Below are 12,920 nucleotides of genomic sequence, written 5' to 3'. Positions count from 1 at the left end.
ATTTATGGGGCGTGCACCTCCGGAGAGACTACCAGCTGTGGCCCCAACATGACAGAGCTTTTCAAGGCCGGGTTTGGTAGTCTGATCCGGACTACCGCGGCCGCCAACCCGCGCCGCCCAAGCGTGCCGGAAGCGATCGCCGCCCGGCTGCCCGATCTATCGAGGGATGGTGTGGCCATCAGCGATCTGCGTGAAAGGGGTATGCCGCTCGTCTACGTCAACAGCGCTTTCCAGGATACCACCGGCTATTCTAGTGACGAACTGATAGGGAGAAACTGCCGGTTCCTGCAAGGCAGCGATTGCCTTCAACCCGAAATCCAGTCCATGCGCGACGCAATCGCCCGTCGTGCGGATGTTGCCGTCACGCTGAAGAACTATCGCAAGGACGGTAGCTTGTTTTGGAACGAACTCCGTCTCGCGGCCGTGAGCATAGCTGGTGGCGAGCCGACGCACTATTTGGGACTGATGCGGGACGTGACGGCGAGCAGGGCCGCTGCGGCTCAAATTGCCCAGAGCACTCGCGCCGACATGCTGACCAGTGTGCTCAACAGATATTCCTTCGTCGAGGACACCGACATCCTCCTTCGTACCAGGGAGCGGCCGATCCTGCTTGCCAAGATCGACATGGCTCGGTTCCATGACATCAACGAAGGTTACGGATATGATGTTGGCGACCAGGTGCTGGTGCAGATTGCCCGACGCCTGACCAACACTGGCGCGGCACTGGTCTGCCGTACGGGATCCAATGAGTTTGCGCTCGCCCATCCGCTTGGCAATGCCGACGAGGCTCAAGCTACAATTGAAATGATCCGGCATTCCCTGGCGCCGCGCTATCTCGTTGCCGGCGCAACGATCAGGATACGTTTTGCAATGGGCTATGTCGTTGGCAACCAAACGACGGACGCCATGACGCTGGTTCGTCGTGCCGGGGCCGCCTTGCATCGGTCGAAGTCGTCCGCATTCCTCGATGTTTGCGCATTCAGCCCTGAGGATGATCGGCGCGCCCGAAACCGACTGCGAATGACCAACGAAATGCAGCAGGCACTGGAACATGACGAGTTCGATTTTCACTACCAGCCGCAGGTCGACCTCGCCACAGGAACTATTGTCGGCGCTGAAGCCCTATTGCGATGGCACCATGGCCTGTTTGGAATGCAGTCGCCGGACAAGTTCGTCGGCCATGCCGAAGACACGGGTCTCATACTCGACATTGGCGCCAGTGGCCTTCGCACCGTCGCGGACTTTGCCACACGCGTGAACAGGGACCGACCGGTGCCGATAGTCTTCTCGTTCAATGTTTCGCCGATCGAGTTCAAGCTTCGCGACATGCCGAAATTTGTTTCCGACGTACTGACGGCCAGCGGCGCCGATGCCGCATGGATCAAGCTTGAGCTCACCGAGAGCTTGATGGTCGAGAGTTCTGCGGAAATGCTGTCGATCATGAGACATTTGCGCGAACTGGGCGTCGGCCTATCGATCGACGATTTCGGTACCGGTTACGCAAATCTGCGCTATCTCGAAGATTTCCCCCTCACAGAAATCAAGATCGATCGCGGTTTTGTCAAAGGGCTAGCGCAAAGCCGATCCAAGCGGGTCATCATTGAGTCGATCATCAGGATTTCCAGTGAACTCGGCTTTCATGTCGTCGCCGAGGGAATAGAGACAGAAGTGGAACGCACACTCTTGCGCGACATGGACTGCGATTTCGGGCAAGGATTTCTGTTCGGTCGGCCGGTCAGCGCCGCAGGGTTTGAAGCGCTGGTTTGAGGGCTCGAGCGACCATGATTACAACGCCCTTCTTCTTGCCTCACGGCCTGTCGGGCCGGGCAATATCCGAGGTCGAGGCGATGATGACCTTCCTCGCCGCGCTGTCGATGGGCGCGGGAGAGGCATAGGGCGGTGCTGGCGGATGCCCCTTCATCCCTGGTGCAGGGCCCCTCATCCCCCTGCCGGGACCTTCTCCCCGCAGGCGGGGCGAAGGAGGCTGGCCGCTACGCCGGCGCGCCCCTCGCCCCGTCCTTCACGGGGAGAGGGTGAGGGTGAGGGGCAAATCGACTGGAAACGAGGCTAGATCACGTTCAGCTCCCTGAACGCCCGCCCCTCCGCGACGCGCTGGTAGCCGAAGGCCGAGCAGTCGATGGTGCGGTAGGCGCCATGCACCAGAAGCTCGGCCAGCGCCTTGCCCACCGCCGGCGCCTGCTGCAGGCCGTGGCCGGAAAAGCCGTTGGCGAAGATGAAATTGGTAACCTCGGGATGCGGGCCGATGACGGCGTTCTGGTCGAGCGCGTTGTAGTCGTAATGCCCGACCCAGGCTTGCGTCGCCTTGATCGCCTCGAAGGCCGGCACGCGGGTCGCCAGTACCGGCCAGATCACCTCCTCGAACAGTCCCCAGTCTGGGTTGAAATCGTTGACGTCGGCGGCCAGTTCGCCGTCCTCGCTCTCGGCCCCGCCCGTGATGTAGACCGAACCCTCGGGCCGGACATAGACGCCGGAGGGATCTACCATCAGCGGCATGTCGGCGAATTTTTCCCGCGCCTCGAAGACGAAGACGTTGCGCTTGCGCGGCTCGACTGGCAGCGCGAGGCCGGCCATGGCGGAGACCTTGCCGGCGTTCGGCCCCGCCGCGTTGAACAGCGTGCCGGCCTCCAGCCGCTCGCCAGTGGCAAGCGTGACGGCGGTGACGCGGTTGCCGACACGCTCGATGCCGGTGACCTCTGCGGTGATCAGGTCGATGTTTTTGGTCTTCAGCGCCTTGCGGAACAGGCCGAGCATGGCATGCGCGTCGAACCAGCCTTCGCCCGTGCGGCCGTATGCGCCGGCGGAAATGCCCTCGGTCGAGATCCAGGAGAAGCGCTTTTGCAGTTGCTCGGCGTCCTCGAGCACGATGTCGGCGCCCTCGGCCATCTGCGTCGCGTGGTTTGCCCTGAGGATCGGCAGGCCGTTGTCGCCGGCGAGGATCAAATAGCCGCCCTCGCGGAAGCCGATGTCGGCGTCGGGGCCGAACTCGTCCGTGAGCCGCCGGAACAGGCCAAGCGTGAACTGCGACAGGCGGATGTTTTCGGGGATCGAGAACTGCTGGCGGATCGAAGCACACGACAGCGTGGTCGCCGCATGGGCGAATTGCGGGTCGCGCTCGATCAGCGCGATCGAGCCGGTGAAACCCTCCTCGCGCAGATAATAGGCGATCGAGCTGCCGACGATCGCGCCGCCTGTGATGACCACGTCGTAGCGTGCCATGGAGTGTTCCCGTCTGTCAGTGATGGAGGACAAAAGCAGTTACGCCATCGCCCGGCAAGCCCTTGCAAGGGCCAGCATTGCCGGGCAAGAAGACCAGATGTCACATTCTTTGCCTCGCCCGCGCCGCTCGGTGCTCTTCGTTCCCGCCACCAACGAAAAGGCGATTGCGAAGCTTGCTTCGCTTGCCTGCGATACCGTCATCTTCGACCTGGAGGATGCTGTGCTGCCCAAGCACAAGGCATCGGCGCGCGACAGGCTGGCCCAGTTCTTCGCCGCAAGGCCGGCCGGTGCGCGCGAATATGTCGTGCGCATCAATGGGCTGAAAAGCGCATGGGGAGTGGACGATCTCGCTGCTGCCAGCGGCTGGAATGCCGACGGCGTGGTGCTGCCCAAGATCGAGACGCCGCGCGACCTGCTGGAAGCCAATGACGTGCTCGACGAGGCCGATGCGCCTGACACGTTCAAGCTGTGGGCGATGATCGAAACGCCGCGCGCGCTGGTCAATCTCGCCGCCATCGCCGAACTCGGCCGCGATCCCGCGGCACGGCTGTCGTGCCTGATCGCCGGGCTCAACGACCTCGCCAAGGACACTGGCGTCAAGCTCACGCCCGACCGCCGCTATCTCCAGCCCTGGCTGATGCAGATGGTGCTTTGCGCCCGTGCCGGCGGGGTCGACATGCTCGATAGCGTCTCCAACGATTTCCGCGATCTCGATGCCTTCGCCGCCGAGTGCGGCGAGGCGGCCGCGATGGGGTTTTCGGGCAAGACCGTCATCCACCCGGCCCAGATCGGCCCGGCCAACGTGGCGTTCTCGCCCTCAGTCGCCGCACTCGCCGAGGCGCGTGCCGTCGTCGACGCCTTCGCGCTTCCGGAGAATGCGTCCTCAGGTGTAATCTCACTCGGCGGCAAGATGGTCGAGCGGCTGCATCTTGCGGAGGCCGAGCGGCTTCTGGCACGGGCAGCACAGCTCGAAAGCCTCAGGCACTGAAAGGGACACCGCCATGAAACTCTACCGCTTCCTGACCGGCCCCGACGACGCCACCTTCTGCCACAAGGTCACGGCTGCCGTGAACAAGGGCTGGCACCTGTTCGGCTCGCCGACCTATTCGTTCGACGCCGAAACCAGGACGATGCGCTGCGGCCAGGCGGTGGTGAAGGATGTCGAAGGCGCCGAGTATACGCCTGACATCAAGCTCGGCGACTACTGATTGTCGGGGAGTTGCCGCTATTCGGCGGCTTCCTCCAGCCGCTCCATGTCCTCGTCGGACAGGCCGAAATGGTGGCCGATCTCATGGATCAGCACATGGGTGACGATGTCGCCCAGCGTCTCCTCGTTCTCGGCCCAGTAGTCGAGAATGGCGCGGCGGTAGAGCGTGACGCGGTTGGGGCCTTCGCCGGTCTGCGGGTTCCAGCGCTCGGCGATGCCGCGTCCCTCGAACAGGCCGAGCAGGTCGAACGGCGTCTCCAGCGACAGGTCGTCCATGATCTCGTCGGTGGGGAATTCGGTCAGCAGGATGACGACCTCGCCGGTCAGCTGGCGAAACTCCTCCGGCAGATGCGCATAGGCTTCGAGCGCCAGAAGCTCCATCTCCTCGATCGAGGGCGAAAGCTGGTCATGCCAGGCGCGAGTCTTGTAAATGCGGGCCATTCTTTGTCCTTTTGGGGGCATATAGCCCTTTGCCGCCGCGCTTACGAGGCCTTTGCCGCTCGGGCGACAAATAAGCGATGAGCAGGGCTCTCCAGAGAGAGGAATAAATTCCCTGTGAATCGGCTTGACTCTCACCGGCGCCTCTGGAATCTATAAGAACATAACAGGAACAATTAGCCGGAGGCAGATCGACATGGCGACCAGCGCCGTGGCGCAGGACGTCGTTTTTGCCTTGCGCCAGAAGATCGCGAAGATCGAGGGCACGCTGGCCGAAAGGCTGGTCGCGCCTGCCGACGGCCAGCCGGTCGCGGGGCTTTTGGTCCGCCGCAACGGCCATGCCTCGGCGCGCGACTTCTTCCTGCCGACGGGTGTCGAGCGGCTCGACAAGGTGCTCGGCGGTGGCCTGCCGAAGGCGGCGCTGACCGAGATCCATGGCACCGAAACCCGCAATGCCGGTGCCGCCGCGGGGCTCGCCCTCTGTCTCGTCAGCGGCATGCTGAAGGAGCGGTCGCGGCGCAATGATCTGGTGCTGTGGGTCGGCACCACCGAGATGTTCCGGGAGGCGGGGCTTCCCTACGCGCCGGGTCTCGCCAGCTTCTTCGGCATGTCAGCCGAAAGCCTGCTGCTTGCCGAGGCGCCGAAAGCCTCAGACGTGCTCTGGATCGCCGAGGAGGCCGCCCGCATCGAGGAGATCGCGGCCATCGTCGTCGAACTGCGCGGCAACCCGCGCATCGTTGACCTCACGGCGACGCGGCGCCTGCACCGCCGGGCGCAAGACAGCGGCCGGCCCGTCTTCCTGCTGCGCCAGTCGGCCGCGCCGGAGCCGACGGCGGCACCCGTCCGGCTGGTCGTCTCTCCCGCGCCTGCCAACCTGCGGCAGACGCTTCTCGGTCCGCTGGCCGGTTCGATCGCAGCACCCGCCTTCGCTGTCGAGATCGGCAAGAGCCGCACGGCTCTTCCCGGCAGCTTCATTCTGGAATGGAACCCCGATGCACGCACCCTCGCAGAACGAAACCCAGAGAATCGTGTCGCTGTGGTTTCCCCATCTCGCGGCCGAACGCGTCCTCCGGCGCAGGCTGGGGCGGTCCTGGCGTTCAAGCCCGCAGCCGCTGAAACCGCTGGTAACAAGCCATCGCGAGAGCAACACCCAGCGCATCGCCGGCCTCGACGCACGGGCTGAGGCGCTCCGGCTGAAGCCGGGCATGGGCATCGCCGAGGCGCGCGCCATGCACCCCGACATCGACGTCGTCGAAGCCGATCCCGAGGCCGACCGCCGGCTGCTCGAAGGCCTTGCCGACTGGTGCGACCGCTACACGCCGCTGGTCGCGATCGACGGTGAAAACGGGCTGTTCCTCGATATTACCGGCTGTGCCCATCTCTTCGGTGGCGAAAAGGCGCTGCTCGCCGATCTGATGGCGCGGTTTTTCCACCAGGGCTTCGACGTGCGTGCCGGTCTTGCCTCCACACCGGGCGCGGCATGGGCGGCGGCCCGTTTCGCCACCGGCCATATTCTGGCCCCGGGCAGCGAGCGCAATTTCCTTTCCCGCCTGCCGCTGTCGGCGCTGCGGATTGATGCCAGGACGAAGGCGAGCCTCGAAAGCGTCGGGCTACGGACAGTGGGTGCCATCATGGACGGACCGCGCGCGCCGCTCGTCCGCCGCTTCGGTACCGAGCTCATCGAGCGCCTCGACCAGGCGTTGGGCCGGCTCGAGGAGGCGATCTCGCCGCGCCTGCCCGTCGCGCCGCTTTCGGTCGAACGCCATCTCGCCGACCCGCTGTCGCTCATCGACGACATCGAGCGGCTGATCGGCCTGCTCGCCGCCACCCTCAAGGTCGATCTCGAACGCAGGGAAGAGGGCGCACGCGCCCTCGAACTCCTGCTGTTCAGGGTCGACGGCATGGTCAGCCGCATAACTGTCGGCGCCTCGCGCCCCATCCGCGAGCCGACACTGGTGCGCAGACTGTTCCATGAGCGGCTGGCGACGCTCGGCGAGACCATCGATGCCGGCTACGGCTTCGACCTCGTGCGTCTCTCCGCCCTGTCGACAGCCCGATTCGACGCACGCCAGGCCGACCTTGCCGGCGAGGTCGAGGATGGCGGGGAGGAGCTGGCGATCTTTGCCGATCGCATCGGTGCCCGCCTTGGTGAGGCTGCGGTGCTCGAAGCCGTCCCCGTCGAGAGCCATTTGCCCGAACGTGCCGCGCCTGCCCGGCCCTATGCCCAGGAGGAGGCGCGCAAAGGCCAGGTCGCGCGTCCGGCCAGGGCGGTGCAGCAAGCCGGCCGGCACCCTCGACAGGTCGACCGCCCCATCCGCCTGTTCCGGCAACCCGAACCCATCGACGTGCCGGCGACCGAGGTCCCCGATGGCCCGCCGCTCAATTTCCACTGGCGCCGGGCGCTGCATCGCGTGGCTCGAGCGGAAGGGCCCGAGCGCATCGCACCGGAGTGGTGGCGCGAGGACGCGGACGCGCCGACGCGCGACTACTACCGTATCGAGGACGCCGAGGGCCGTCGCTACTGGCTCTACCGGCAGGGCCTCTACAATGCGCAAGCGGTGCCACGCTGGTTCCTGCACGGGGTCTTCGCATGAGCGCCGCAGCTCCGATCGCCTATGCCGAATTCGGCATCCAGTCGAATTTCTCTTTCCTGCGCGGTGCTTCCGCGCCGGAAGAGCTGGTGATCGCGGCGAAGTTCCTGGGGCTTTCCGCCATCGGCCTTGCCGACTGCAACACCGTGGCGGGCACCGTGCGCGCCTGGAAGATGGCCCAGACGGAGGGGCTGGCCTACCACCCGGGATGCCGCCTGGTTTTCGCTGATGGCACGCCCGACATGCTCGCCTACCCAAGGGATCGCAAGGGTTGGGGTCATCTGTGCCGCCTGCTCACCCAGGCCAATACCCGGGATGAGAGCGAAAAGGGTGCACCGCTTCTCTACCGGGAAGATCTTTTCGAGTGGGGCGACCTGCTGTCGCTTGCCGTCCTGCCCGACGTCACGGCTGCGACCGAAGATGACGTCACGCTTCTGCGCAGTCTCAAGGAGCGGTTTGGCACCTCCTTGTGGCTGGCGGTGGCGCCGAATTTTGGCGGCAGCGACCGTTTCAGGATCGAGCAGGCCGCGACCATGGCCGCCATGGCAGGCGTGCCGCTGATGGCGACCAATGATGCGCTCTACCATGCCCCGAGCCAGCGGCCGCTGCAGGACGTGCTGACGGCGATCCGCCTCAGCGTGCCTGTTGCCGAGGCCGGCCTTGAGCTCAAGGCGAATGCCGAACGCCACCTCAAGCCACCGGCCGATATGGCGAGGCTTTTCCGCAATCATCCGGAGGCCCTTGCCGAGACGCTGCGATTTGCTGAAAGCCTGCATTTCTCGCTGAAGGAGCTCCAATACAATTATCCCGACGAACCGACGGAATCGGGCCTCGAACCTCAGGCGGAGTTGGAAAGGCTGACCTGGGAAGGAGCAAAAAAGCGCTACCCGGATGGCGTTCCGGAGAAGGTGCAGGGCATCATCCGGCATGAGCTCGGTATCGTCGAAAAGCTCAATTACGCCCGCTATTTCCTCACCGTCCACGAGATCGTGAAGTTCGCCCGCTCGAAGGAAATCCTCTGCCAGGGGCGCGGATCTGCTGCCAATTCGGTCATCTGCTTCTGCATCGGCATCACCGACGTCGGACCCGACATCGTCGATGTGCTTTTCGAGCGCTTCATCTCGGAGGAGCGTGGCGAGCCGCCAGATATCGACGTCGACTTCGAGCACGAGCGGCGCAACGAGGTCATCGAGTTCATCTACGAAAGATACAGCTCCAAGCGGACCGCGCTCGCCGCCTCCGTCGTCACCTATCGCGGTCGCTCGGCTCTGCGCGAGGTGGCCAAGGCGATGGGACTGTCGGATGACGTCAGGGGGGCTTTGTCGGGGTCGATATGGGGCTGGTACTCCTCCGTGCTTGGCGAGAAGGAAACGGCAGCCGGAGGGCTCGACAAGGCTGATCCGGTGACCAGGCATGTGATCGAACATGCCAACGGCATCATGGGTTTTCCACGCCACCTGTCGCAGCATGTCGGCGGCTTCGTTATCACTCGCGACCGACTCGACGAGATCGTGCCGATCGTCAAGACGGCGATGGACGAGCGCAAGATGGTCGAGTGGGACAAGGACGACCTCGATGCCGTCGGCATATTGAAGGTCGACGTCCTGGCGCTCGGCATGCTGACTTGCCTGCGCAAGGCCTTCGACATGCTGACCAAGCAATATGGTGTCCGCGACGAGCATGACCGCCCACTCGAATTGGCGACGATTCCAGCGGGGGACCAGAAAGTCTATGACATGATCTGCCGCGCCGATACGCTTGGAGTCTTCCAGATCGAAAGCCGGGCGCAGATGTCGATGTTGCCGCGGCTCCAGCCGCGCGAATTCTATGACCTTGTCATCGAGGTGGCGATCGTGAGGCCCGGTCCGATCCAGGGCGACATGGTGCACCCCTATCTCAGGCGGCGGCAGGGCAAGGAAAAGGTAGATTTCCCCAAGAAGGAGCTCGAAGACATCCTGGGCAAGACGCTGGGCGTGCCGCTGTTCCAGGAGCAGGCGATGAAAATCGCCATCGTCGCAGGTGGCTTCACGCCCGGCGAGGCCGACCAGCTCAGGCGCGCCATGGCGACCTTCAAGCGCACCGGCACGATCGGCAATTACCGCGACCGCATGATCAAGGGCATGGTGGAGCGTGGTTACGAGCGCGACTTTGCCGAGCGTTGTTTCAAGCAGATCGAGGGTTTTGGCGAGTACGGTTTCCCCGAGAGCCATGCCGCGGCCTTTGCGCTGCTCGTCTACGCCTCCTGCTGGTTCAAGGCATACTATCCAGACGTGTTCTGCGCGGCGATCCTGAACGCTCAGCCGATGGGCTTCTACCGGCCGGCTCAGCTTGTACGCGATGCGCAGGACCACGGCGTCGAGATCCGACAGATCGATATCAACCAATCCGTCTGGGACTGCACGCTCGAGCGCTCAGGCTTCGACCCAAAACGCATTCAGCAACGCCACGCCGAAATGCGGGATGTCATCAGGACCAGCCACGCTGTCCGGCTCGGCTTCCGCCAGATCAAGGGGCTTTCCGACAAGAAGATGCAGGTTTTCGTCGAGCGGCGCGGCAAGGGCTACGCCTCGGTACGTGATGTCTGGCTGCGCTCGGGGCTCGATGTCGGCGAGATCGAGTTGCTTGCCCAGGCTGATGCTTTCCGCTCGATCGATATCGACAGGCGTGCCGCACTCTGGGCGGTGCGTGCGCTCGACGGCAGGAGTGCCGCCGAGATGCTGCCGCTGTTCGACCGTCCCGACGTCCAGCTGGCCAACAACGAACCCGAGATGCATTTGCCGTCAATGCCCCTCGGCGAACATGTCATCCACGACTACCGCTCGCTCGGCCTGTCGCTGAAGGCGCATCCGGTGGCCTTTCTCAGGCATCACCTCGACCGTGCTGGCATCACACCGAATGCCCGGCTCGGCAACGTGGCCGACGGGCAGCGCGTCTCCGTCGCAGGGCTGGTGCTGGTGCGCCAGCGGCCGGGCAAGGGAAATGCCATCTTCCTCACGCTGGAGGACGAGCATTCGATCGCCAATGTCATTGTCTGGTCGCGGGTGTTCGAGCGTTTCCGGCCTGTCATCATGGGATCGAAGTTCATCCGCGTCACCGGCAAGCTGCAGGCGGAATCAGGCGTGATCCACATCGTCGCCGACAAGATGGAGGACCTGACGCATTGGTTGGCCGCGATGTCGGAAGAGCTGCAGGCATCCGCCGATGCTCAAGCCGCGCCTGCTCAGGCGAACGGAGCAAGACAAAGCGTTGCCGAAAAAGCGGCAAAGGATCCACGCGTTGTGCAAACGTATGAAAGGCTTGCCCGCAAGGCCAGCAGCGTCATGCCCAAGGGGCGTAATTTTCAATGAAGGAGGTACGTTAAAAGCGAGCTTGGGCGCAGGGGCCGGAAGCCTTGAGTGTGCACATGAACACCGAAATCGATTCCGATTTTCGGTGTCGAGAATTAGTCCGTCGACGAGGTGTTCTTGGGCGCGACCTCGGTGTCGAGAATCTGCCGCGCCTCAGACGGCAGCATCACCGGAATTCCGTCGCGCACGGGGTAGGCGAGGCGTGCGAGCCTGGAGACCAACTCGCCGCGTTCGGCATCCCACTTCAGCGGCCCCTTGGTCAGCGGGCAGGCCAAAAGCTCAAGCAGCTTGACGTCGATGTCGCGCTTGTTGGTATCGACCATTCAGCTCTCCTGGCGGCTGCCTATTGCAGGCTCGACCCGAAATCTTCGTTTTCGCGTGCCAGCGCCATTTCGGTGATGGCGATCAGCGTTTCGGCGCGGGTCTTGAGATCGGGGGCTTCGAGCAGCGCCTGTTTTTCGGCGGCACCATAGGGCGCCATCATCGACAGCGCGTTGACCAGTATAGCGTTGTCGGCGCGACTGACGCTCTCCCAATCGGCCTCCAGTTCGTTGGCCTGGAGATAGGTGCGGAATGCCTTGAGCAGTGCCGGCCGGTCGACTTCCGCGCCGGCCTTGTCCTCGCCGAGGTCGGCGGCGAACGAGGCGATCTTGCACTGCCGGAATGGCGTCTTGACGACCAGTTCCTGGGTGACCCGAAAGCGGCAGACGCCTTGCAACGAGATCAGGTAGCGGCCATCGCCTGTTTCGGCGAGCGAGGTGATGCGGCCGATGCAGCCGACCGGGCAGAGCGCCGGCTCGCCGTCCGGCCGCAGAGTGCCGTCGAGCGATGGCTGGATCATGCCGATCAGCCGCGAGCCTGCCATCGCGTCGTCGATCATCTGGAGATAGCGCGGCTCGAAGATGTTGAGCGGCATGCGTCCGCCCGGTAGCAGCAACGCGGCCGTCAGCGGGAACACTGCCAGCGTTGTCGGCAGATCGCTGTCGAGCCGGTAATGCGCGTTTCCTGCCTGCATCTTGTCCTCAGCTGCTATTCATCTGGGGTCGTCGCGGTCAAACGCAAGGCCGCAGCGAGGCTGTCGTCACGAAAACAGCAGCGACGACAGCTTGCGCCGTGTGGCGAGCGTCACCTCGTCGGTGAAGCCCCAGGCTTCGAACAGCTTGAGCAGTTGTGCCCGTGCACCGTCGTCATTCCAGGTCCGGTCCGCCTTGACGATGGCGAGCAGATTGTCGGCCGCCTCGGTGCGCTGACCCTTGGCGTTCTGGATCATGGCGAGGTCGAAACGCGCCTGGTGATCGCCGGGGTTCTGCGCCAGCTTGCGCTCGAGCTCGGCGGAATCGCCAAGGGCTGCCGCCTCTTCGGCGAGTGCGATCTTGGCCCGAACCGAAACGAGGGCAGGGGTAGATTTCTTGTCGTCCGGCGCGCGGGCCAGCACGTCGTTTGCGCCTTCGATGTCACCGGCCTCGAAGAGGACATCGGCAAGCGCTGCGATGGCGTCGATATTGTCCGGCGCCTGTTCGAGCACCGCGTCATAGATCTGCGCCGCCGTCTGCAGGTCACCGGCGTCGCGCGCTTCCGTCGCGGCCGCCAGCGCCTCGGCGATTTGAGGCTGGCCGCCATCCTTGCCGGCGATCTTGTCGATGAAGTCGCGGATCTGGCTTTCGGGCACGGCGCCCATGAAACCGTCCACCGGCTGGCCGTTCTTGAAGGCAATGACGGCAGGAATCGACTGGATGCCGAGCTGGCCGGCAATCGCCGGATGGTCGTCGATGTTCATCTTGACCAGCTTCACCCGTCCACCAGCGGCCTGGACGACGCGCTCGATGACCGGGGTCAGCTGTTTGCATGGGCCGCACCACGGCGCCCAGAAGTCGACAAGCACCGGCTGGTTGCGCGATTCCTGGATCACATCGGTGGTGAAGGCCGCGGTCGTCGTATCCTTGATGAGGTCGGCCGCAGGTGCAGCGCCGTTGGCCGGTGCCGCGCCAAACTGCACGTTGGTGGCGTACTGGCTTCCCATGCCGCCGAAGGGATTGCTTTCGTTGCTCATCTTCACTCTTCCGGTGTGTCGTTCCCGCATGCGACCTGTTCGGCCGCGCG

At 64.1% G+C, this 12,920-nt stretch carries 11 protein-coding genes; 6 read left to right on the top strand and 5 right to left on the bottom strand.

What is annotated here, in order from left to right:
- Positions 1 to 48: 48 nt before the first annotated feature.
- Positions 49 to 1,767, top strand: coding sequence for a putative bifunctional diguanylate cyclase/phosphodiesterase (locus tag J1C56_RS25880; protein ID WP_214392869.1), 1,719 nt, complete (start codon positions 49 to 51; stop codon positions 1,765 to 1,767).
- 300 nt (positions 1,768 to 2,067) lie between these two features.
- Here the strand turns inward: J1C56_RS25880 and J1C56_RS25875 are convergent, their stop codons facing one another.
- Positions 2,068 to 3,237 carry an NAD(P)/FAD-dependent oxidoreductase gene (locus J1C56_RS25875; RefSeq protein WP_214392868.1) on the bottom strand — a complete coding sequence of 390 codons (1,170 nt, stop codon included), beginning with the start codon at positions 3,235 to 3,237 and terminating at the stop codon, positions 2,068 to 2,070.
- Positions 3,238 to 3,334: 97 nt separating this feature from the next.
- On the opposite strand from J1C56_RS25875, the gene J1C56_RS25870 reads away from it, so the two are divergent.
- Positions 3,335 to 4,225: an HpcH/HpaI aldolase/citrate lyase family protein gene (locus J1C56_RS25870; protein WP_214392867.1), complete on the top strand. Its 891-nt coding sequence runs from the start codon at positions 3,335 to 3,337 to the stop codon at positions 4,223 to 4,225.
- Between the two features lie 13 nt (positions 4,226 to 4,238).
- The gene (locus tag J1C56_RS25865) at positions 4,239 to 4,445 is read left to right on the top strand and encodes a DUF1737 domain-containing protein (RefSeq protein WP_067955933.1); all 207 of its coding nucleotides are present in this window, start codon (positions 4,239 to 4,241) and stop codon (positions 4,443 to 4,445) included.
- A 17-nt stretch (positions 4,446 to 4,462) separates the two neighbouring features.
- On the opposite strand, the gene J1C56_RS25860 is transcribed toward J1C56_RS25865, so the two are convergent.
- The gene (locus tag J1C56_RS25860; protein ID WP_214392866.1) at positions 4,463 to 4,885 is read right to left on the bottom strand and encodes a metallopeptidase family protein; all 423 of its coding nucleotides are present in this window, start codon (positions 4,883 to 4,885) and stop codon (positions 4,463 to 4,465) included.
- Between the two features lie 193 nt (positions 4,886 to 5,078).
- Here J1C56_RS25860 and J1C56_RS25855 point away from each other — a divergent pair, with 193 nt between their 5' ends.
- The 3 genes from J1C56_RS25855 to J1C56_RS25845 are packed head-to-tail and all read left to right on the top strand — an operon-like array spanning position 5,079 to position 10,820.
- Entirely contained in the window at positions 5,079 to 6,065 is a 987-nt protein-coding gene (locus J1C56_RS25855; RefSeq protein WP_214392865.1) for an ImuA family protein, read from the top strand.
- The gene (locus J1C56_RS25850; RefSeq protein ID WP_246591970.1) at positions 5,962 to 7,476 is read left to right on the top strand and encodes a Y-family DNA polymerase; all 1,515 of its coding nucleotides are present in this window, start codon (positions 5,962 to 5,964) and stop codon (positions 7,474 to 7,476) included. The genes J1C56_RS25855 and J1C56_RS25850 overlap by 104 nt, the downstream gene beginning before the upstream one ends.
- Positions 7,473 to 10,820 (top strand): error-prone DNA polymerase, encoded by a 3,348-nt coding sequence (locus J1C56_RS25845; protein WP_214392864.1) that lies wholly within the window; start codon positions 7,473 to 7,475, stop codon positions 10,818 to 10,820. The genes J1C56_RS25850 and J1C56_RS25845 overlap by 4 nt, the downstream gene beginning before the upstream one ends.
- A gap of 95 nt (positions 10,821 to 10,915) precedes the next feature.
- On the opposite strand, the gene J1C56_RS25840 is transcribed toward J1C56_RS25845, so the two are convergent.
- The 3 genes from J1C56_RS25840 to trxA form a co-directional block, all read right to left on the bottom strand.
- The gene (locus J1C56_RS25840; RefSeq protein WP_214392863.1) at positions 10,916 to 11,143 is read right to left on the bottom strand and encodes a Trm112 family protein; all 228 of its coding nucleotides are present in this window, start codon (positions 11,141 to 11,143) and stop codon (positions 10,916 to 10,918) included.
- A gap of 20 nt (positions 11,144 to 11,163) precedes the next feature.
- Positions 11,164 to 11,835, bottom strand: coding sequence for an LON peptidase substrate-binding domain-containing protein (locus J1C56_RS25835; protein ID WP_214392862.1), 672 nt, complete (start codon positions 11,833 to 11,835; stop codon positions 11,164 to 11,166).
- A 66-nt stretch (positions 11,836 to 11,901) separates the two neighbouring features.
- A complete protein-coding gene (trxA, locus tag J1C56_RS25830) occupies positions 11,902 to 12,870 on the bottom strand; it encodes a thioredoxin (RefSeq protein ID WP_214392861.1) in 969 nt (322 codons plus the stop codon).
- Between the last annotated feature and the right edge of the window lie 50 nt (positions 12,871 to 12,920).

It is taken from the genome of Aminobacter anthyllidis (assembly GCF_018555685.1).
Lineage (GTDB): Bacteria > Pseudomonadota > Alphaproteobacteria > Rhizobiales > Rhizobiaceae > Aminobacter > Aminobacter anthyllidis.
Note: the sequence above shows the minus strand (reverse complement) of the source record. Positions and strands in the feature narration are given on the sequence as shown.